This is a genomic window from Polynucleobacter sp. AP-Jannik-300A-C4 (genome assembly GCF_018688335.1).
Classification (GTDB): Bacteria; Pseudomonadota; Gammaproteobacteria; order Burkholderiales; family Burkholderiaceae; genus Polynucleobacter.
In genome coordinates, this window is sequence record NZ_CP061316.1 from 604,494 (window position 1) to 624,812 (window position 20,319).

The following is a 20,319-nucleotide window of genomic DNA, read 5'->3' on the forward strand; positions in this document are numbered from 1 at the left end:
CAACACTAATGAACTAAAGGAAACCATCATGAGTGAAATGACAGTGCAATTCCCAAGATTAAACGAGAGAGCTCCAGAATTTAACGCTAAGACGACTTTTGGAGAGAAGAAGCTATCTGACTATGAAGGTAAGTGGTTGATTCTCTTTTCTCATCCGGCAGACTTTACTCCGGTATGCACAACTGAATTTATTGGCTTTGCTAAAGCAGCAGAGACCTTCAAATCCATGAACTGTGAGTTATTGGGCTTGTCAATCGACAGCCTCTTCTCTCACTTAGCTTGGGTCAGAAACATTGAGGAGAAGTTTGGACAAAAGATTACTTTCCCGATTATTGAAGATATCAAAATGGAAGTAGCTTCTGCCTATGGCATGGTGCATCCAGGTGCAGCCGATACACAAGCAGTGCGTGCCACCTTCTTTATCGACCCTAAAGGTATTCTACGTGCTATGGTTTATTACCCAATGAGTAATGGCCGCTCTATTAATGAATTTGTTCGCTTATTGCAGGCAATGCAAACCAGTGATAAGAATTCAGTAGCGACCCCAGAAGGTTGGACTCCCGGTTGCGATGTGATCGTGCCGCCGCCAAAAACTTCAGAGGCTGCCGATAAGCGTGCCAGCGAGGGTTACAACACGGTAGATTGGTACTACAGCACTAAAAAACTGTAATACAGGTTCATCTGATTTACCTCAAATCCCCATCTATGCGATGGGGATTTTTTGTAAAAGCCATATTGCTACGTTAAGCGAGGGACTATTAAATCTTTAAATTCCCAAGAATAATCTGAAGTATCTGAAGGATCAGTAGTAGAGCGAGTGGAGATAAATCTAAGGCACCAAAGTTGGGTATTACCCTTCTAATCGGAGTGAGTAGGGGGTTAACCAATAGTGATACTAGAAACTGAATTTGAGTTCCTGTGCCAACCCAGGAAAGAATGATGTTGATAAAAACCAGGCCAACTAGACCTGAAAGAGTCAGGTTCAGCGTATCAACTAATGCCAGTGCTAACCAAGAGATATCAATCGAAGTAGCGCCAGAGATCAATAGTAGGATCGAAATTTTGGCCAAAATTAAAAGATAGGCTGCGACACAACTCGCTAGATCAAAGCGACCAATACTGGGTACGAAGCGTCTTAGCGGAAGAACAATCCAATTGCTTAAAGGCAGAATATAAGCGCCAATAGACTTACTTTGCCCTGCGCCTAAATTGAAGGCAAGCCACTGTAAATAGCAGCGTAAAAGGCAGGCTCCCGCAACAATGCTAACGAGTACCTGAAGAATGAGGTTGGCAATTTGTATCAACATAACCATATTGTAGGGTGTTTAAACGCCAATGGTTCAGCAGCATTATTCAATTGGTGCAACAATCAAATATAGACAATCCAATTATTAGGAGCTGCCGTGCTCGATTCACTTTTATTCAGTCGCATTCAGTTTGGCGCTAATATTTCTTTTCACATTTTATTCCCGACGATATCGATTGCCTTGGGTTGGTTTTTATTGTTTTTCAAGATTCAATTTAACCGCACAGGCTTGGAATACTGGCAAGAGGCTTATCAGTTTTGGGTCAAGATTTTTGCTTTGACATTTGCCTTGGGTGTAGTGAGCGGCATCACTATGAGCTTTCAGTTTGGGACTAATTGGCCTGGCTACATGGAAACTGTTGGCAATATTGCTGGCCCATTATTAGCTTATGAAGTATTGACTGCCTTTTTTCTAGAGGCCACTTTTTTAGGAGTCATGCTTTTTGGTGCAAAGCGCGTCTCCGCCAGAGTGCACACCATAGCCACTTTTCTAGTTGCCTTTGGAACTAGCTTGTCTGCCTTTTGGATTATTGCCTTGAATTCTTGGATGCAAACTCCGCAAGGTTTCACCATGATTGATGGCAAAGCCCATGCAGTAGATTGGATGGCAATCATTTTTAATCCATCTATGCCTTATCGATTAGGGCATATGATGCTCGCATCATTCTTAACAGTCTCATTCCTTATAGCTGGCATCTCTGCCTATCGTTATTTACGTAATAGTCGATCAATTGCCAATAGCATGGTGATGAAGATGGCACTTACAGTGGCGATGGTTTTAATCCCCGTGCAAATTATGTTGGGCGATATGCATGGCATCAATACCCTAGAGCATCAGCCCGCAAAGCTAGCGGCGATGGAGGGCATCTGGGAAAGTGGTTTCGGAGTGCCTGCAGTCATCTTCGCTGTTCCTAACCAGGTAACCCGCTCTAATGATTATGAAGTGAGCATCCCCAAATTGGCTTCGCTGTATTTAACGCACAGTTGGAATGGCGAAGTAAAAGGCTTAGATGCTTTTGGAGACAAGATTCCACCAGTGGCTCCAGTATTTTTTGCGTTTCGAATCATGGTAGGTGTCGGAGTGCTCATGCTCTTGGTTTCTTGGTTTGCGCGTTGGCAACTGCGGGGCACTCGCGCTTTGCCACAGTGGACCGCTAGAGCCCTAGTTCTGATGACCTTCTCTGGATGGCTAGCTGTTTTGTCAGGTTGGTATGTGACAGAAATCGGTCGTCAACCTTATTTGGTGACTGGGGTATTGACTACGGCCCAGGCGGTAACTACATTGCCATCGAATATGGTCCTATCGACCTTGCTGATGTACATCACCGTCTATATTGGATTGCTTGTCGCTTATATATGGGCAGTGTTTTATTTGGCACGTCAAGCGGATGAGAAGGGTGCTATTGATGTCCACCCTGTTAAGGCAGCTTCCGTTAAATCTCCACTGAGCGCCTAAAGATGAACTCCATGGATCTCACCCAAGCATCGGTATGGTTGCCACTGTTTTTCTTTGTGGCTATGGGTATTGCGATGTTGTCGTATGTTGTGCTCGATGGCTATGACTTAGGTATTGGGATGTTATTGAATCGCGCATCTGATCAAGATAAGGACATGATGATTGCATCCATTGGCCCCTTTTGGGATGCTAATGAGACTTGGATTGTGTTGGGGGTTGGCTTGCTCTTAGTAGCTTTTCCATTGGCGCACGGCTTGATCTTGACTGAGCTCTATTTACCAGTCGCAGTGATGTTGCTAGGCCTCATCTTGAGGGGTGTTTCTTTTGATTTCAGGGTCAAAGTCAATATTGAACAAAAGCCTTTGTGGAACTTTTTGTTTTATGTGGGTAGTCTGTTAGCGGCGATCTCCCAAGGCATCATGATTGGACGTCTGATTGTAGGTTTTGAATCAGGCCTGTTAGGCTGGCTATTTTCTATCTTGGTCGCCATTTGTTTGCCAGCTGGCTACATTTTGCTCGGATCAACTTGGCTTATTTTAAAAACAGAAGGCAATCTGCAAAAGCGAGCTTTTATATGGGCTAAAACCAGTCTGTGGTTAACGGCATTTGGGGTTGCGCTGGTTTCTCTGGCAACACCTTACTTTAGTCCTGAGATCATGCATAAATGGTTTGCTTGGCCGCAGATTCTTTGGCTGTCTCCAGTGCCTATTACAACCGTAATTCTATTTTTATTAGCCCATCGTTTTATTGATGCTGTTGAAAAGAAAACCAGCACCCGTGAATGGTTGCCATTTGCCAGTGTGGTCGCTATCTTTTGGCTGTCATTCTTTGGGATTGCCTATAGCATCTTCCCCTATGTCATTATTGGCGAGATGACTCTATGGCAAGCCGCTGCTGCTACCGAATCTTTGTGGGTAATTTTTTGGGGTGCAATAGTCGTGTTGCCCACCATCTTGGGCTACACCCTGTTTTCTTATCGCATCTTTAAGGGTAAGGCTAGTGCGCTGACCTACTACTAGGAATACTCATCGCTTATTGAGTTCTTTTAGAAGTGTTCTTTGCACTACAAATGCGAGTGGCAGGGCAAGCCAGCTGAGCCACAAATAAGGAGAATCTACTGGCAGTGATTTTCTGACGAGATATTCAAAAATGAAGGCGGCAGCAATAGCAATTGTGCTGGAGGTAATAACGTTTTTATCTATTTTCTTGCGCATAGCATTTCTAGTCAGTAAAAGGGTTTAATCGTTAAAGGTCACAACGTGATCAGCTACTAAATGGATACCAATTTTTTCTCCAATGGCATGATCATGGTGACTTGGAACAAAAGCAAAAATTTCCACTCCAGAGGCGAGTTTAAGTGTGTATAAAAAATCAGCGCCACGGAAAATCTTGCGTACTACTTCTGCTTGCATGGGGCTGTGATCATCGTGGGAGATATCATCCGCACGCAAGAGCACATCAATCTCATCTCCCACTTTTCCAGTGTGTCCAGGCTCTAAATCTAATTCACCTAACTCGATTCTGACTTTATTGTTGGGTTGAACCAGTCCTTTTACAAAGACGCCGCGACCAATAAAGTCTGCCACATATCGGTTGACTGGTTTGTGATACAGCTCATAAGGAATATCCCACTGAATGACTTTGCCCTCAGCCATAACACCTGTTTTATCCGCAATTGCAAATGCCTCAAATTGATCATGAGTCACTAGCAGGGCAGTAATGTTGTTTGCTTTCAGAATTTCTCGGGTCTCACCTGCAAGACGCTCCCTCAGTTCAATATCGAGACTAGAGAAGGGTTCATCAAGCAAAATTAAGTCAGGCTCCGGTGCCATCGCCCTTGCCAGTGCCACTCGTTGTTGTTGTCCGCCGCTCAGTTCATGAGGGTAGGCATCAGCCTTGTCTGAGAGTGAGACTCTTCCAAGCCATTCCTTGGCAACGCTCGATCTTTGCTGGCTGGGGAGGTGCTGAAGGCCAAAGGCAATATTTTCTAAAACATTCAGATGAGGGAAGAGGGCGAAGTCTTGAAAGACCATCCCTACTTTTCTTTGGTTCGGCGGGGTATGGGTGGCAGCAGAGCTCACAAGCTGATCCCGTAAGAGAATCTCACCGGCTTTTACTGGCTCAAATCCACAGATAGCTCGGAGCACAGTAGACTTCCCGCAGCCTGAGGAGCCCAATAGGCATCCAATTTCACCCTGGGCAAGATCCAGATTGAGGCCTTTGACAGCTGTTACGCGTCCCTGACCATCCAGGCTGGGATAGTCAATTTCCAGCCGTTTGATAGAAAGCAGTGTGTGAGTCGAGTTCATCCCTATAATTTTCTCATTAATGCTAGTGGTTTAATACATAGCTAGAGTCTAAACGGATTGTGGATTGAATGAATCGTATTGTGGTGCTGCTTGCCCTGTTGTTATTTTTGCCCCTATTTGGCTTGGCAGCGCCATTCCTATTCCCGGGAAGTGATTTATTAGCTAGCGGCACACTGAGTCATTTGTGGAACTTTGTGTTGGGTGGATATATTGCCTCCACCTTAGTGCTCATACTCGGTGTTGGGGTAGGGGTATTTATCCTGGGTGTAGGTAATGCCTGGATCATCGCTAGCTATGATTTTCCGGGTAAAAAAATATTTGAGTGGGCTTTAATTCTTCCCTTGGCTGTTCCTACTTACGTCATGGCTTATTTATTTGTAGATATGCTGCAGTTTTCTGGGCCGATACAAAGTGGTCTTCGTAGCATGCTGGGAATGGAGTCGCTATGGTTCTTTCCGGATCCGCGTTCATTGAGTGGGGCTATTTGGTCTTTTTCATTCTGTCTCTTTCCCTATGTCTACCTCATTACCCGCACTGCTTTTCTAGAGCGTAGCGGTCGATTGATTGAGGTTTCAGAAACGCTTGGCTACAGTCCTCTGCAAGGGTTTATGAAGTTAGTGCTACCTATGGCAAGACCAGCCATCTTCGCCGGCATGGCCCTGGCACTCATGGAGGTCTTGGCTGATTTTGGAGCGGTTTCTTACTTTGGTGTGCAGACCTTTGCAACCGGTATCTTTAAGGCTTGGCTTTCTTTTGGTGATCGTGTGGCTGCGGTGCAGCTTGCCTTAGGCCTGTTGAGTTTTGTCCTACTCATCTTCTTTATTGAGCAGAGTAGCCGTTCAAAATTGCGTTATGCCTCATCATCAAGAGGTAAGACATTGGCTAAGTCTCTGCGCGGTAAGAGAGCTTTTTTTGCATTTGCATTTTGTGGTGCTACGCTTTTGTGTGGATTCTTGTTACCAGCATTTGCACTCGTGCAATTACTCTTTAAGCAAGGACTGACAATTGATATTCGATATTTAGATTGGTTGAGTAATTCTTTATCTGTTTCAGTTTTGACTGCAGTGATTTCAGTTGTACTCGCAGTATTTTTTGCTTACTCAGTGAGGATGAATGCTCGCTTAAGCTGGGTCAATCGATTGCTAGGCTTTGGTTATGCACTTCCTGGAGCGGTTCTTGCGATCGGCATTCTTTCTTTTCTAGAGATTTTTCAGCTTGCTTGGTGGATGTCTGCGAGCATGCTGGTTCTGGTCTACGCTTATTTGGTGCGCTTTCTATCCTCCAGTTTACAAAGCGTGGAGGCAGGGCTTGCCCGCATTACTCCGTCTATGGATGCTTCAGCAGCCTTATTAGGCTTATCTAAAGGACAGATTTTGAGGAGGGTACATGTACCCCTACTAAAACGAAGTCTCATTACAGCGGGCCTCTTTGTCTTCGTGGATGTGATGAAAGAGTTACCGGCAACTCTACTATTGCGCCCCTTTAACTTTGATACTTTGGCTGTGGCCACCTATCAATTGGCGGCCGATGAGCGCCTTGCTGAGCTCGCTTTACCCTCCTTAACGATTGTTTTAGTTGGGCTTTTCCCGGTTTTACTGCTTTCCAGGGTGATTTCTAAATCTTAATTGATAATCATTCGTATTTGTGATACATTAGATTTACTCTAATTCTGATCATAAATACAGCAATGGCAAGTCAATCAATATCCAAATTCCTACTCAGTGCTACATTTCTTCTGAGCTTTTGTATGGCTTTGCCACTACACGCTCAGGATGCTAAAGAATTAAATCTCTATTCAGCTCGTCACTACCAAACTGATGAAGCACTTTACAGTGACTTCACGAAAAAGACGGGTATCAAGATTAATCGTATTGAAGCTGATGACAATGCCCTAGCTGAGAGACTTAAAAGCGAAGGGGCTAATAGTCCGGCAGATGTCATTTTGATGGTAGACGCAGCCCGACTCTGGCGCGCACAAATTGATGGCTTCTTTAAGCCAATTCATTCAAAGTACTTAGAGAGTCGTATCCCAGCGAATTTACGATCTAAGCCTGATGCAGAGGGCTCAACCTGGTTTGGTTTTTCAACTAGAGCTCGTCTCGTGGTCTACAACAAAGCCAAAGTGAACCCGCAAGATGTTGACACTTATGAGAAATTGGCTGAGCCGATGAATAAAGGTAAGGTTTGTACGCGTTCAGGTGCTCATCCTTACATGCTGTCATTGATCGGCGCCATGATTGAGCGTCGTGGTGAGGCTGCTACAGAGGAGTGGGCTAAAGGTATGGTGGCTAATATGGCGCGTCCTCCAAGAGGTGGTGACACGGATCAAATCAAGGCAGTTGCATCAGGCGAGTGTGGTGTAGCTTTAACAAATTCCTATTACTTAGTGAGGCTCCTGCGTTCAACTAAGCCAGAAGATCAAGCTATTGTTGCTAAGATTGGTTTCGTTTGGCCAAATCAGAAAACTACCGGTACGCATATCAACATTGCGGGTGGTGGCGTAGCCAAAAATGCACCTCATTCACAAGCAGCTATTCAGTTCCTGGAATATCTAGCGAGCGATTCAGCACAAGAGTATTTTGCCAATGGTAATAACGAGTGGCCTGTAGTGAAGTCAGTGAAGATTGAAAATGAAGGGCTAAAAATGTTAGGACCCTTTAAGGCTGAAAATATTTCTGTTGCAGCAATTGGCAGAAATCAAATTGCTGCCCAAAGATTGCTCGATAGAGTGGGTTACAAATAAGTCACTCGTTTTAGCAGTTCTTCTGCATTGATGATGGCAGACTGAAAAGTCTTGCCATCTAGACTATTAACGATCACGCCAATTCCCGCTACCGGTGCAAGGCTGTCTACTTTAAAACGGCCCACATTACCTTGTTGTCTGATAAAACACTCCTCATCAAAGAATAGTCGATCGCCGTTATCGTCAATTTCATCTGAATCAATAGTGCTAAAGCCAATCAGCTCTTGAAGCGCTTCTTTTGTATCGGCGATTTCCACGGCATGGATTTCTTTTGAGAGGGGATTGATGGCAAATACTTGCATAGAGGGCTTTCGGTAGATTGATATTGAAGTAAGTTCAATCCTAATTGATATTCTCTTAGCCTGCTTTAGATGTTTATTTATGAAAGCTCGTTAGAATGAGTCAATATTTCATTTGATATTGGATTCCAGCCCATGAAACATCTTCTGAAGATTTTGCTATTAAGCCTTGGGCTATCTCTTTTAGCTTGCTCAACACCACCAAGCGAGTTTGGGGTCTATCGACAGTCCGATGGAACGGTTGGGGTGCATGCCCCAAAAACCGCTAAAGATACCGAGGCACAGGCAGCCGCAGCAGAAGAGTGTAAAAAACTAGGAAAGCGAGGCGCCACTATTGTCGAATCTCGTAAAACAGTGAACGACCGCTTTCCTATGACTTACATTTTTAGGTGTACTAGTTATTAAGTTACAGCAGCTTAGCTAAGCAACCATTTCTTAATTGATTTATTGACACACATAGCATCTAAGGCAAGTCCAAAGAACTCTGAACCATTCGTTACCATGCTTTCAATAGCCTCAACCTTGCCAGACTTTACGCCACGCAGGTAAGTTGCAGCACGATAGCGGAGGAAGTGCTCATTCTCACCTTCTTCGTTATCAGTGGAGCAGATTTCGAGACTGCCGTAACGGGTTTCTGGATTGATGTTCAGAATGGAGAGGCCTAATGCACCAATCAACTTCTCTGGCACCGGAATGGGCACATACGAGTAGAGTGAAACTAACTGTTCTTGTTCGTCAACTTCAATAATGTGATCGACATCAAACACATCTTTTTCTGTCAATTCAGTTTCACCGGAATCGCCGCCACCAAAGGTAGACTCAAATTGCAACATTGCTGTATTGCTATCTTTGGAGATATCGATCATGTCAGGGTAGCCAAGTAGGCCTTTCCACCAGTACATGAGTGAGAAGGTGCAGGGCTTTACTTCAACCAAACCCTTGCTGGTTGATTTGGCAAAGTACAAGCCAAAAAACTCATCATCTTCCTCGAGTCCATACTGATCCACCTTGAGCTTTTTTGGCGCAGTTGCCTTAGGTGATTTCTTGGCAGTTTTCTTTGGGGTAGGTTTTTTAGCTGCCGGCTTTTTGGCCACTACTTTTTTAACTGCCTTCTTGGCTGCTGGCTTTTTGGCGACAGGCTTTTTAGTTACTGATTTTTTCACTACCTTTTTTACGGCCTTTTTAGCTACCACTTTCTTAGCGGTAACTTTTTTAACGGCTTTCTTTGCAGGGGCTTTTTTTACCACCTTAGTAGCTACTTTCTTTTTTGCTGGAGACTTCTTTGTAGCCATGGTCTATTACCCTTCCTATTGGTAGTTAATGTGCTGAGCGCACAAATGAATATTACTTCAGTTCTATTCACTTTTGCTGATGCCTATATGGGGATTTACCTTGCAATATCAAGGGTCAACATCCAATTGTTTTTTAGTCATATTGAATGGGGGTAGGGAGCTTGAATTTGAGCGTTAACTTGCTACACTGGAGTGGCAGTTATGAATAACCCCAACCTAAAGAGAATCTATGTTCCCTGAATATCGCGAGTTAATTACTAAGCTGAAAACATCAGATCGTCACTTTTCACATTTATTTGATAAGCACAACCATCTGGATCAAAAGATTCAGAGAATGGAGGCTCATACCGAACCTAGCACCCCTGAAGAAATTGAGATCCTGAAAAAGGAAAAGCTTTTACTTAAGGATCAGCTTTATACCGTCTTGAAAAAGGCTAGCGCTGCTTCTTAGTAGCTTTGGACCATCGGATCCCTTATTGGGTCTGATGGTCTTTTGGTATGAATTACACCTTCTTTAAGAAGCAGGCTTTGAGTAACATATTGCCGGCCTCTGTCTTGCAGTCGACCTCGTGATCACCAGAGACTAGGCGAATACCCTTAATCTTTGTTCCAACCTTGAGAGTAGTGGACGAGCCTTTTACCTTGAGATCTTTAATCAAGGTCACAGTGTCGCCATCAGCCAGTAAATTGCCATTAGCATCTTTTACGATTAGGGCGCCTTCATCCTCTTCGACAGCAGCTGTCATAGGCCACTCATGACCACATTGAGCACAAACAAAATTCTCACCGTCAGGGTAGGTCATATCCTCCTGGCAGGCTGGACATTTTGGAAGATTGGTAGTGGTGTTCATGTTGATCTTAGTGAAAAATATATATATTCATTTTAGTCCACAGCGAGCGAGCTAATTTAGAATCAACTGACAATGAGTAAATCAATCAAGATCATCATCAGTGCTTTGGGCGGGATCATCCTCCTATTGATATTGGGAGCTTGGTACGCAGCCTCTACAGTGGATCCAGTCCTACTAACGAAGTTGCTCTCAAGTTCAGTTAAGGCCTCCACTGGACGAGATTTAAAAATAAACGGTCCCGTGAGATTGAGTTTTTTTCCAGGAATTTCTGTTTCTGCAGAACGCTTAAGTTTGAGTAATGCCTCTTGGGCATCAAATCCTGAAATGCTCACTCTCCAGCATATTGAGTTGGATGTTAAAGCTCTACCGCTACTCAGTAAGCGAATTGAGATTGGTAGCATGAAACTTGCTGGCTTAGAGCTGCTACTTCAAAGAAATTCATCTGGTAAAGCAAATTGGGATATGAGTGCAGACATATCTACTGCTGCTCCTGCTTCCATTTCAAGTAATGGCAATGCGGATGCTTCTACGGTTGGTAACAATTTGATCTACATGGATAGTATTTCTATTATGAATGCTCAAATTCAGTATCAAGATGCCGCTAATCTAATCTCCACTTATCAAATTAAACGCCTGTCATTGGCGGAGGGTGGCGATAAAACAGTCTTCTCTCTCGGCATGCAGGCTCAAGGGCAGGCTATTGAGCTGAGTGGAAAAACAGGTTCTCTTTCTGGGTTATTCAAACAATGGGATGTTGCATTAACAAGGTTCCCGCTAGACCTGGCGCTCAATATGAATGGCAAATCTTTATTGATTAAAGGTGAGATCATCAAACCTCCGAAAGCCATGCTCTCGATCAATTTGGCCGTAAGCTCAAAGTCATTTGACTGGCCCACGCTGGATGTAGCGACTAATCCGGCTCCTCAAACTGTGGGTGGCACTCAGCCGGCCCCAGCGACGCGCCAAGCCCAAAAGCCACAGTCCAGATACGTATTTAGTGATGAAACCATTCCTTTTGACTCAATACCCCAGGCCAAAGGGAAAATTGTCGTGGACATTGCGGAGTTGGGTTTCCCAAAGCGTAAGCCAATCGAGAATCTCCAGGCTACTTTACATTTAGATGGCAGTTCAATTGATATCCCAAATATAAGCTTTCAGATGGGTAAGGGTACTGCCAATTTGCAGATGAATCTCTCAAAGACCAATACTGCAAATCCCATGCTGATGGCAAAAGGTGTGACAAAAGATTTCACACTAGAGAATTTATTAGCCAGACTTGATCCGAGCTCCAGGGTCAGTGGTGGTGATATGAAGTTAGCATTTGATATAACAGCGTCAGGAAACAGTCTTCATCAGCTGGCAGCTAATTCAAGTGGCAAGATTCAGTTGAGCATTAATCAAGCCCGCATGGGAACAAACTTTTTAAATGATGCTGGTGATTTCGTGGTCACGCTATTGGATTCTATGAATCCAATCCGTAAAAAAACAAGTGATACGGTGTTGGAATGTGCGGTTGCCTACCTACCAATTAATAATGGCCAGATCAATATAGCCAATACGGTTGGACTTGAAACGGACAGGCTAGATGCCGTGTTGGCTGGCTCTATCAATCTGAAAACTGAAGCAGTGAATCTCATGATTGATCCACGAGAAAAATCAGGGCTCACTTCCGGCCTCGATTTAGCGGGACTCGTCAAGATGGGCGGCACACTGTCAAATCCTAAGGCGGGCATTAACCAGGCTGGAGTAGTCAATAGCGCCGTCTCAATTGGCCTTGGATTTTTAACGGGCGGGGTCAGTATTTTGGCGGAGAACGCTAGGTCCATGACCTCAAAAAGTCACCCCTGCCGTGATGCGCTCCACCCTTGGGCAGATATATACCCGGGGGCGAAGTAATGCTTAGAACAGTAAGCCGCTGATAAACAGGCTGAATAAAGAAATAAAGATGCTGGCAAAGAATGCGGTCCAGAAGCTAGAGATCGTAAAGCCACTCACAACTGCAGAGACCAGCATCAGTACCAAGGCATTCACCACCAATAAAAAGAGTCCCATAGTGAGAACGGTGAGCGGTAGCGTGAAGAGAATCAATAAAGGCTTCACTACTGCATTGGCAAAGCCAAGTAGCAGGGCGGCTATGAGTAGCGAACCGCCATCTGCAAAGCGTAGGCCACTAAAAAGGTAGCTGGCGACCCAGAGGGACAGAGAGGTTAAGCCCCACTGAACTAAAAACGGTAACAAGTTACCCATGATGAGCATCCTTTTTGATCATTTCTAAATTAGCTTTAATCGTAACTGATTTTTGTGGTGAGTTAAGCCGCAAGTTTTTGCTTTGAATTTTTAATTGGCTTAAAGTGAATTTCAATTTGCGTATTAGTGGCTGCCGCAAGTTTTGTAAGAGTTCTCAAGGAGGGGAGTCCGGAGCCGCTTTCAAGTCTTGCAATTGCAGATTGAGAGGTGCTCATGAGTGCCGCCAACTCTTCTTGCGAAAGTCCACTTTTCATGCGGGCCTCAATGATCTCTTGGGCAATCTCAAACTCTACACGAGATTCCTCATACGCTTTTTTGTACTCAGGATTTTTAATCCATTTTTTATGTAAGTTTGAGATCTTAGTCATATTAAGTTTGCCTGTTTAGCTCTTTTTGTTGCGATTTCTAAAGCTGTCGATGGAGTTTTCTGTGTTTTTTTCATGAACACATGTAGAACAATAATTTTTTTACCGCTTGCATAGATATAAATTCCCCTCGCAATTCCGTCTCTACCTGAGGCTCGAATTTCCCAAAATTTAGCTCCCAAAGATTTGATGTGCGGCATTCCAACATCCTGAGGGCCAAACTGTTCAAGTAGTCCAGAAACTCGGACAAAGCGACTTCTAATATCTGCTGGAAGAGTCTCCAGCTCATGATCAACGGTTGAGTTTAGTGTGTGTACAGTCCATATGGTCATCCATAAATTATATCAATAATGGTATATGTCAAAAATGATATAACTTAACTAACAATAAATCAAGGGCTTTAATAGTGAGGGGGGATTTCATCTTTAGGGCTGCTGATGCCTGCACCATCTCCGCTGCTAGATTGCTCCTTAATGGATTTAAGTTCGCGATATAGAAATTCAATTTGTTGCTGTTGCTTGTAAATAGTTTGATTCAATTGATCAATCAAATCCTCGGTAAAGCTGAGTTTGATTTCAAGGTTATTGATGCGATCTTCAGTCATTTAATTTTCCTGTCTTTAGCTTAAGCATCGATTAATTCAAATCGACCGTCTTCCATTTCTGCTTTTGGTCTAATCCAAAAGTCATGTGACTGGAGGGATTCATAGACGTAGGCTGGTTCTAAATTGGCTTCAACATTAGCAAGCAGTACTACTTTATAAAATCCGCCTGTCTTGATGTGCCTAAGCTTGCTGCCCGGCTTAAAGAGGCCGTCATCAGCATCTGCCATTTTAGGTTTCCTCATGTCAAAAAACCGCTTTCTCAGTATGATCTATGAATGACAAATTCTATCCCGTACTCCATTCTAGATATATCTCCAATTCCTCAGGGATTTACCGCTGCGGATGCCTTGCGTAACTCCTTGGATGTTGCCCAGCATGCAGAGGCATTGGGTTATACCCGCTACTGGGTGGCGGAGCATCACAATATGACCGGTAATGCTAGCTCTGCTACTGCAGTCTTAGTTGGGTATATTGCTGGCGGCACCAAAACCATTCGAGTCGGCTCTGGTGGCGTGATGTTGCCAAACCATGCCCCATTAGTTATTGCGGAGCAATTTGGCACCTTAGCGTCGATCTACCCCGGAAGAATCGAATTGGGCTTAGGGCGTGCACCTGGAACTGATCAAATGACAACCAGAGCTTTGCGTCGAGATTTACTAGGAAGTGATGATCGCTTCCCACAGGATGTTCGAGAGTTGCAACATTACTTTGGTCCTATTCAGGAAGGGCAATCTGTAAAGGCTATTCCGGGGGCAGACACCGAAGTACCAATTTGGATATTGGGCTCCAGTTTGTATGGCGCTCAACTAGCTGCTCATTTTGGCTTGCCATATGCCTTTGCCTCTCATTTTGCACCGGAGCAATTGCTAGATGCAATGACTACCTATCGAGAGTTATTTAAGCCATCCGATAAGCTGGCTAAGCCGTACAGTGCATTTGTGATGAATGTAGTCGCTGCGGATACTGATGAAGAAGCTGCATACCTTTTTACTACCTTGCAACAAAACGTAATTCGGATGCGTCGTAATACGCGCGGACAATTGCCGCCGCCGATTGATGATTTAAATGATTTCTGTGAGCCTCACGAAAAAACTACTGCCGATCATGCCTTGCGTTGCTCTGCTGTTGGATCCTTGGAAACAGTAAGAAAAGGGATGCAGTATTGGCTTGACCAAACTGGTGCAAATGAAATCATCATCACAGGTCAAATCTATGACCATCAAGCCCGCTTGAGATCATTTGAGATTGCTGCTGAAGCGGCTAAGGGATTGCGCTTTAGCTCTCAAGCCTAAAGGCGTTGTAGTCAGCGGTAATCAGAATACTTTCTTGGGCAGCTCGACTCTCGATCTTCAGTACTGCATTGTCCTTGCTAATGAGTATCGATGGTCTTAATTGATAAGCCAGATCTAAGAAGATTTGATCATCGGGGTCTTCGCATTTCCAAGGCGCGCTAGCTAGATTGGAATCATCGTATAGCTGTGCGATAGATTGCCATTGGGTCATTACGTCCGCTTGGGTGAATTCATCAAGCTTAAAAAGAGGTCGGGAAATGACATCCGCAAACTCCAGTAAAGTTTGCTGACTCGCAATTGCAGAAATGCTCCCGTTCAGAATCGCTTGTTTAAGATTGGCGGCCCTTGCGTCATTAAAGACAAAAATATCTAACAAGATATTGGTGTCTAAAACTACCGGCTTCATTGCTCTTGATTGCGCCAGATTTCTGGGGTGATAGTTACTTGGCCCATATCTGAAGAAACGTAAGCCTCGCCATCTTGAATATTGACATGCAGAACCATACTGCGCTCAACTAGCTTGTTAAGTTCATTGGCCTGTTCTGCAGGAATAGAGATCACCTGAAGGTTACGGGCACGAGTTAATTTATTCGCAATCCCATCCCACCAGATTTTGCTGGTGTGTCCACCATAGCAATAGACGATGACTTGATCGGATCGACCGCAAGCTTTGAGGATGCGACGTTCATCTGGTTGACCCACTTCAATCCAAAGCTTGATGGCATCCGTGAGATCCTTAACCCAGAGGTCAGGTTCATCGGTATCGCTTAAGCCTTTAGTGAAAGCCAGATCTTCCTGAGCTTGCAGGGCAAAAGCAATGATGCGTACCATCATCCGCTCCTCGGTTTCGGAGGGATGCTTTGCGATGGTGAGGGAGTGACTGCCGTAATAGTGGCGGTCAGAGTCTGCGACGTGGAGGTCAGCTTTGTGGATAGTTGCGCGTAGAGCCATGGTGCATTATCGCCTTTTAAGGGGGATAGGCCGGATCTCCCAGTATTATTTAGAAAATTACCCTGATTTACTGTGTATCGTAGAGTCCCATGATCCGTATTACCGAACTTCGCTTGCCGATTAGCCATGCCCCCGAGGCATTGGAGGAGGCGATTTTGAAGCGCTTGAATATCCAAGCCCAGGACCTGGTTCAGTTTGATGTATTCAAACGAAGCTACGATGCCAGAAAAAATGTCGCCCTTGCATTCATCTATACCGTTGATTTATCGGTAAAGAACGAAGAAAAATTGCTTAAACGATTTGCAAACGATGTTCACGTAAGGCTATCCCCAGATACAAGTTATCACTTTGTTGCTAATGCTTCACAACTGAAGGGCGCAAACTTTGTACGTCCTGTTGTTATCGGGTTTGGCCCCTGTGGGATTTTTGCTGCATTGGTATTGGCGCAGATGGGCTTTAAACCTATCGTATTAGAGCGCGGCAAACCAGTGAGAGGGCGCACTCAAGATACTTGGGGCTTATGGCGTAAGAATGTCCTCAATCCAGAATCGAATGTGCAGTTTGGTGAGGGAGGGGCAGGTACATTTTCTGACGGCAAACTCTATAGCCAAATTAAAGACCCAAAATTTTATGGACGCAAGGTCATTGCTGAATTTATTAAAGCAGGCGCGCCAGAAGAAATTCGTTATGTAGCAAAGCCACATATTGGGACCTTTCGATTGGTTGGTGTCGTCGAAAGAATGCGCCAAGAAATTATCGAGCTTGGTGGAGAGATTCGTTTCTCGCAAAAGGTGATTGGCTTTGATATTCAGAATGAGCACATTGCTGGAGTCAAAATTGAGGGCCATCCAGATTTACCTGCTAATCATGTAGTGCTAGCTCTTGGACATAGCGCTCGCGATACCTTCGAAGCACTCCATGCAGCCGGTGTCTATATGGAAGCCAAACCGTTTTCGGTAGGCTTTCGCATTGAGCATCCGCAATCCTTGATTGACAAGGCACGCTTAGGTCCACATGCTGGCAATGAGCTCATTGGAGCAGCAGATTACAAATTGGTACACCACGCCAAAAATGGCCGTGCAGTCTATAGCTTTTGTATGTGCCCAGGTGGAACGGTAGTTGCTGCTACCTCTGAGCCTAATCGTGTTGTGACTAATGGTATGAGTCAGTATTCGCGTAATGAGCGTAATGCTAATGCGGGAATTGTCGTTGGCATTACCCCGGAAGATTATCCTGGCGGTCCACTAGCAGGTATTGAATTTCAGAGGACTTTGGAGTCGAAGGCATATGAGTTAGGTGGCTCCACCTACGAGGCCCCAGGACAATTGGTGGGTGACTTCCTCGCTGGTAAGGCTTCTACAGACTTTGGTTCTGTAATGCCCTCTTATAAACCTGGTGTTCACCTGACAGATCTGGCTGATGCTTTACCTGCTTATGCAATTGAGGCAATCCGAGAGGCAATCCCTGCCTTTGAAAAGCAGATTAAAGGCTTCTCGATGAAGGATGCAGTATTGACCGGCATTGAGACTCGCACTTCCTCCCCATTGCGTATTACGCGAGGATCAAACTTTCAGAGTCTGAATATCAAAGGCCTTTATCCCGCGGGTGAGGGTGCTGGCTATGCTGGTGGAATCTTGTCAGCAGGGGTTGATGGGATTAAAGTGGCAGAAGCAGTCGCCCTTGACTATCTTCCTCAATAATTCCATAAGCTAATTTTTGATGAGCTCTGTAGTTTCTGCATCTAAGCAAAATGAAAAAGAAGTACTTTTTCATCCAGAGTTATTGCAGAAGTTTGATATCAATGGCCCACGCTACACCTCATACCCTAGTGCCGATCGCTTTCATAATGAGTTCAGTGAATCTGATTATTTGAGGGCATTGCAACGTGTAGCCCAGGCTGATGAGCCACTATCACTATATTTTCATTTACCGTTTTGTCCCAATATTTGCTATTACTGCGGCTGCAACAAAATCATTACTAAAGATCACGGTCGCAGCGCTAAATACATCAAGTATTTGGCTAAAGAGATGGCAATGGTTTGCGCTGCAATGGGTGTGCAGAAAAAAATACCAGTAACCCAGTTGCATTGGGGTGGGGGTACACCAACATTTTTATCTCACGAAGAGATGATTGAATTGATGCACCATACGCGTGAGCATTTTGAGCTACTTCCTGGTGGCGAATACTCAATAGAGATTGATCCACGACGTGTCACTGAATCAGATATTGCTTTACTTGCTGAATTGGGTTTTAACCGCATCAGTCTTGGTGTGCAAGATTTCAACCTCGAGGTACAGCAAGCGGTGCATCGCGTCCAAACAATTGAGGAAACTCAAGCAGTAATAGATTGGTCTAGGAAGTACGGATTTAAATCTAGAAGCGTTGATTTGATCTATGGCTTACCAAAGCAGACACCAGAGACCTTCAAAGAAACGGTCGATGCGGTTCTCAAAATGAGTCCTGACCGTCTTTCTGTTTATAACTATGCGCACTTGCCCCATATTTTTAAGCCCCAACGCAGAATTGCTGAGGCAGATTTGCCTAGAGCTGCTGACAAGCTCGATATTTTGTCAAACACGATCGCAAGATTGGGTGATGCAGGTTATGTCTTTATTGGCATGGACCACTTTGCCAAGCCAGATGATGAATTGGCGATTGCTCAAACAGAGGGTAATTTGCATCGCAATTTCCAAGGCTATTCTACGCAAGCTGAATGTGATCTCTTGGCTTTTGGAATTTCGTCGATTGGTAAGGTGGATGATTGTTACTCGCAAAATGTCCGCACACTAGACGAGTATTACTCGGCAATCGATGATGGCCATCTGCCGACACTCCGAGGCCTGCAATTAGACAAGGATGATTTACTGCGTCGTGAATTAATTGGCGAGTTAATGTGCCAATTTGCTCTGGATACTGATTTATTTGGCAAGACTCACCAAATCAACTTTCCAAGTTACTTCAAGATAGAGATTGAAGAGCTCAAGCATCTGGAACAGGCTGGCCTACTGGAGTGGCAGGGTGCGAAGATGGTCGTGCCCATCAAAGGCCGACTCCTGGCTCGACGTGTGGCAATGACCTTTGATCGCCATCTTAGAGAATCTCAAGCAAAGGGCACTTACTCAAAAGTGCTTTAAGCGAAATTGAGTGAGAGCCTGTACTCATTTGATCTACATCAAAAACTCATCAAAATAGTGTTGGTTTAAAACCAAAAATTAATTTCTGCAGTCTCTGAATTTGATTTGCATCAAATTACAACCCCATCTTCAATTTGAAAATAGATCCATCAAATTGATAACAAAAAAAGGGGTAAATCATGCGTCTTAAAACTCTAGTAGCCGCTATGGCAGCAGTAGCTTCATTGGCTCCAATCGCCGCTCAAGCTCAATCTTCAAGCGAGAACCCATGGATGGTTCGTGTGCGCGCCGTGGACTTGCTTTGGCAGAATGGTCAGACTGGCGCTGTTCAAACATTAGACGTAAAAGCTAAAGATCAGATCATTCCTGAGTTTGATGTCTCCTATTTCTTTACTAAAAATATTGCTGCCGAGTTGGTATTGACTTACCCACAAAGCATTCAGATTGATGCTGGTGGAAATAAGTTAGGTACGATCAAGGCGCTTCCACCATCGTTAGTTCTTCAGTATCACTTCACAGAGTTCGGTGCATTTAAACCTTATGTTGGTGCTGGTATAAATTACACGATTTTCAGTAGTCGTAATAATTTGGGCGGTGGTACCTATTCTGTTGATAGCTCTAGTGTTGGCGCTGTTGGTCAAATTGGTATGGACTATATGTTTGATAAAAATTGGGGTCTAAACGTTGACTTGAAATATGCAACGATGTCGACTAATGTTTCCAGTCCTGCATACGGCCCAGTCGCAGGTAAGCTGACTTTGAATCCATGGATGCCAGCTGTTGGTGTAACTTACAAGTTCTAAGAATTCAGTTCTTAGTTCTTGAGATAGAGCCCTTAAGGGGCTCTATTTTTTTGTTCACTCATTATTGAATCAAGTGTTCAATCAACTTCTCAAATTTGGCTTCATCAAAATGTAAATTATCAAAGCGCTGTATTGCAATATGCTCTGGAGGATTAACTCTGCGTTTGGTGTATTGATCCCAGTGCTTGAGTTTGTATTCATCTCGAGGGTCTGCGCGCTTTTCCATACGACGCTTTGCTTCACTTTCATCGAGATCTATCCAGGCGATTTTGATGCTAGATACACTGGGTACTCCAAGCTCCTCGGGATTGAACATCCGTCCGCTTTGTATCTCGCTAGAGAATGGACCTACTAGGATGACATTGACGCCAAGTTGGAGGTTTTCTTTGGCGATGGCGATGAGGCCTGCATATTCCCAATCCCTGAGGTTCTGAAGATAGAAGGGGCTATCGCGATCATTGGGATTATTGGTAGTGAGCTCCATGACATGGGCACTATAGGCGCCGTAGACTGTATCTTTATCTAAGAAGAAAAAGTCCTCACCGGTCTTTTCCACTATTAGGGGTAGAGCCTTTTTAGCTAAAGTAGTTTTACCGGTGCCCGCATGGCCTGCAAAGAGGATAAGTCGTGGTGCGCCAGGGCTGAGCTTACAGGTCATTTATCGCT

General features: G+C 44.5%; 26 protein-coding genes. 12 read left to right on the top strand and 14 right to left on the bottom strand.

Features of this window, described 5'->3' with window-relative positions; all coding sequences use genetic code 11:
• Positions 1–28 precede the first annotated feature (28 nt).
• On the top strand, positions 29–670 hold the full coding sequence (locus FD975_RS03180; RefSeq protein WP_215303046.1) for a peroxiredoxin: 642 nt from the start codon (positions 29–31) through the stop codon (positions 668–670).
• 88 nt (positions 671–758) lie between these two features.
• On the opposite strand, the gene FD975_RS03185 is transcribed toward FD975_RS03180, so the two are convergent.
• A complete protein-coding gene (locus tag FD975_RS03185; RefSeq protein ID WP_215303048.1) occupies positions 759–1,307 on the bottom strand; it encodes a YggT family protein in 549 nt (182 codons plus the stop codon).
• Positions 1,308–1,403: 96 nt separating this feature from the next.
• Between FD975_RS03185 and FD975_RS03190 the strand changes: the two genes are divergently transcribed.
• Entirely contained in the window at positions 1,404–2,762 is a 1,359-nt protein-coding gene (locus tag FD975_RS03190) for a cytochrome ubiquinol oxidase subunit I (protein ID WP_251371404.1), read from the top strand.
• Between the two features lie 2 nt (positions 2,763–2,764).
• Complete coding sequence (locus FD975_RS03195) at positions 2,765–3,781, top strand: cytochrome d ubiquinol oxidase subunit II (protein WP_215303050.1); 1,017 nt, start codon at positions 2,765–2,767, stop codon at positions 3,779–3,781.
• Between the two features lie 6 nt (positions 3,782–3,787).
• Here FD975_RS03195 and FD975_RS03200 read toward each other — a convergent pair whose 3' ends face one another.
• Both FD975_RS03200 and FD975_RS03205 read right to left on the bottom strand, forming a co-directional pair.
• On the bottom strand, positions 3,788–3,976 hold the full coding sequence (locus FD975_RS03200) for a hypothetical protein (protein WP_215303052.1): 189 nt from the start codon (positions 3,974–3,976) through the stop codon (positions 3,788–3,790).
• 24 nt (positions 3,977–4,000) lie between these two features.
• Positions 4,001–5,071: an ABC transporter ATP-binding protein gene (locus FD975_RS03205; protein ID WP_215303053.1), complete on the bottom strand. Its 1,071-nt coding sequence runs from the start codon at positions 5,069–5,071 to the stop codon at positions 4,001–4,003.
• 68 nt (positions 5,072–5,139) lie between these two features.
• Here FD975_RS03205 and FD975_RS03210 point away from each other — a divergent pair, with 68 nt between their 5' ends.
• Together FD975_RS03210 and FD975_RS03215 are read left to right on the top strand one after the other, a co-directional pair.
• Positions 5,140–6,696, top strand: coding sequence for an iron ABC transporter permease (locus FD975_RS03210; protein ID WP_215303055.1), 1,557 nt, complete (start codon positions 5,140–5,142; stop codon positions 6,694–6,696).
• A gap of 122 nt (positions 6,697–6,818) precedes the next feature.
• Positions 6,819–7,814 carry an extracellular solute-binding protein gene (locus tag FD975_RS03215; RefSeq protein WP_251371405.1) on the top strand — a complete coding sequence of 332 codons (996 nt, stop codon included), beginning with the start codon at positions 6,819–6,821 and terminating at the stop codon, positions 7,812–7,814.
• Here the strand turns inward: FD975_RS03215 and FD975_RS03220 are convergent.
• On the bottom strand, positions 7,805–8,116 hold the full coding sequence (locus tag FD975_RS03220) for a hypothetical protein (protein ID WP_215303059.1): 312 nt from the start codon (positions 8,114–8,116) through the stop codon (positions 7,805–7,807). The two genes, FD975_RS03215 and FD975_RS03220, sit on opposite strands and share 10 nt — an antisense overlap.
• A 132-nt stretch (positions 8,117–8,248) precedes the next feature.
• On the opposite strand from FD975_RS03220, the gene FD975_RS03225 reads away from it, so the two are divergent.
• Positions 8,249–8,518 carry a hypothetical protein gene (locus tag FD975_RS03225; RefSeq protein ID WP_215303061.1) on the top strand — a complete coding sequence of 90 codons (270 nt, stop codon included), beginning with the start codon at positions 8,249–8,251 and terminating at the stop codon, positions 8,516–8,518.
• An 11-nt stretch (positions 8,519–8,529) separates the two neighbouring features.
• Here FD975_RS03225 and FD975_RS03230 read toward each other — a convergent pair whose 3' ends face one another.
• The gene (locus tag FD975_RS03230) at positions 8,530–9,405 is read right to left on the bottom strand and encodes a hypothetical protein (protein ID WP_215303062.1); all 876 of its coding nucleotides are present in this window, start codon (positions 9,403–9,405) and stop codon (positions 8,530–8,532) included.
• A gap of 229 nt (positions 9,406–9,634) precedes the next feature.
• Here FD975_RS03230 and FD975_RS03235 point away from each other — a divergent pair, with 229 nt between their 5' ends.
• Entirely contained in the window at positions 9,635–9,856 is a 222-nt protein-coding gene (locus FD975_RS03235; protein ID WP_215303064.1) for a YdcH family protein, read from the top strand.
• Positions 9,857–9,908: 52 nt separating this feature from the next.
• Here the strand turns inward: FD975_RS03235 and FD975_RS03240 are convergent, their stop codons facing one another.
• Positions 9,909–10,256: a zinc ribbon domain-containing protein YjdM gene (locus FD975_RS03240; RefSeq protein WP_215303066.1), complete on the bottom strand. Its 348-nt coding sequence runs from the start codon at positions 10,254–10,256 to the stop codon at positions 9,909–9,911.
• A 72-nt stretch (positions 10,257–10,328) separates the two neighbouring features.
• Here FD975_RS03240 and FD975_RS03245 point away from each other — a divergent pair, with 72 nt between their 5' ends.
• A complete protein-coding gene (locus FD975_RS03245) occupies positions 10,329–12,152 on the top strand; it encodes an AsmA family protein (protein ID WP_215303068.1) in 1,824 nt (607 codons plus the stop codon).
• A 3-nt stretch (positions 12,153–12,155) separates the two neighbouring features.
• Here the strand turns inward: FD975_RS03245 and FD975_RS03250 are convergent, their stop codons facing one another.
• From FD975_RS03250 to FD975_RS03270, 5 genes are all read right to left on the bottom strand, one after another.
• Positions 12,156–12,506, bottom strand: a complete 351-nt coding sequence (locus tag FD975_RS03250; RefSeq protein ID WP_215303797.1) for a phage holin family protein — start codon at positions 12,504–12,506, stop codon at positions 12,156–12,158.
• A 59-nt stretch (positions 12,507–12,565) separates the two neighbouring features.
• Positions 12,566–12,871, bottom strand: a complete 306-nt coding sequence (locus tag FD975_RS03255; RefSeq protein WP_215303070.1) for a helix-turn-helix transcriptional regulator — start codon at positions 12,869–12,871, stop codon at positions 12,566–12,568.
• Positions 12,868–13,200 carry a type II toxin-antitoxin system RelE/ParE family toxin gene (locus FD975_RS03260; RefSeq protein ID WP_215303072.1) on the bottom strand — a complete coding sequence of 111 codons (333 nt, stop codon included), beginning with the start codon at positions 13,198–13,200 and terminating at the stop codon, positions 12,868–12,870. The genes FD975_RS03255 and FD975_RS03260 overlap by 4 nt, the downstream gene beginning before the upstream one ends.
• Before the next feature lie 68 nt (positions 13,201–13,268).
• Positions 13,269–13,472 carry a SlyX family protein gene (locus FD975_RS03265; protein WP_215303074.1) on the bottom strand — a complete coding sequence of 68 codons (204 nt, stop codon included), beginning with the start codon at positions 13,470–13,472 and terminating at the stop codon, positions 13,269–13,271.
• 20 nt (positions 13,473–13,492) lie between these two features.
• Entirely contained in the window at positions 13,493–13,714 is a 222-nt protein-coding gene (locus FD975_RS03270; protein ID WP_215303076.1) for a hypothetical protein, read from the bottom strand.
• 33 nt (positions 13,715–13,747) lie between these two features.
• Here FD975_RS03270 and FD975_RS03275 point away from each other — a divergent pair, with 33 nt between their 5' ends.
• Positions 13,748–14,764 carry an LLM class flavin-dependent oxidoreductase gene (locus FD975_RS03275; protein WP_215303077.1) on the top strand — a complete coding sequence of 339 codons (1,017 nt, stop codon included), beginning with the start codon at positions 13,748–13,750 and terminating at the stop codon, positions 14,762–14,764.
• On the opposite strand, the gene FD975_RS03280 is transcribed toward FD975_RS03275, so the two are convergent.
• Both FD975_RS03280 and FD975_RS03285 read right to left on the bottom strand, forming a co-directional pair.
• Positions 14,748–15,170 carry a putative toxin-antitoxin system toxin component, PIN family gene (locus FD975_RS03280; protein ID WP_215303079.1) on the bottom strand — a complete coding sequence of 141 codons (423 nt, stop codon included), beginning with the start codon at positions 15,168–15,170 and terminating at the stop codon, positions 14,748–14,750. The two genes, FD975_RS03275 and FD975_RS03280, sit on opposite strands and share 17 nt — an antisense overlap.
• Entirely contained in the window at positions 15,167–15,715 is a 549-nt protein-coding gene (locus tag FD975_RS03285) for a YaeQ family protein (protein ID WP_215303081.1), read from the bottom strand. Before FD975_RS03285 ends, FD975_RS03280 begins: the two co-directional genes overlap by 4 nt.
• 89 nt (positions 15,716–15,804) lie before the next feature.
• Here FD975_RS03285 and FD975_RS03290 point away from each other — a divergent pair, with 89 nt between their 5' ends.
• From FD975_RS03290 to FD975_RS03300, 3 genes are all read left to right on the top strand, one after another.
• Complete coding sequence (locus FD975_RS03290) at positions 15,805–17,415, top strand: NAD(P)/FAD-dependent oxidoreductase (protein ID WP_215303082.1); 1,611 nt, start codon at positions 15,805–15,807, stop codon at positions 17,413–17,415.
• 19 nt (positions 17,416–17,434) lie between these two features.
• Positions 17,435–18,850 (top strand): oxygen-independent coproporphyrinogen III oxidase, encoded by a 1,416-nt coding sequence (gene hemN, locus FD975_RS03295; protein WP_215303084.1) that lies wholly within the window; start codon positions 17,435–17,437, stop codon positions 18,848–18,850.
• A gap of 179 nt (positions 18,851–19,029) precedes the next feature.
• Positions 19,030–19,653: an OmpW family protein gene (locus FD975_RS03300; protein ID WP_215303086.1), complete on the top strand. Its 624-nt coding sequence runs from the start codon at positions 19,030–19,032 to the stop codon at positions 19,651–19,653.
• 61 nt (positions 19,654–19,714) lie between these two features.
• Here FD975_RS03300 and FD975_RS03305 read toward each other — a convergent pair whose 3' ends face one another.
• Positions 19,715–20,311 (bottom strand): ATP-binding protein, encoded by a 597-nt coding sequence (locus tag FD975_RS03305; RefSeq protein WP_215303088.1) that lies wholly within the window; start codon positions 20,309–20,311, stop codon positions 19,715–19,717.
• Positions 20,312–20,319 lie beyond the last annotated feature (8 nt).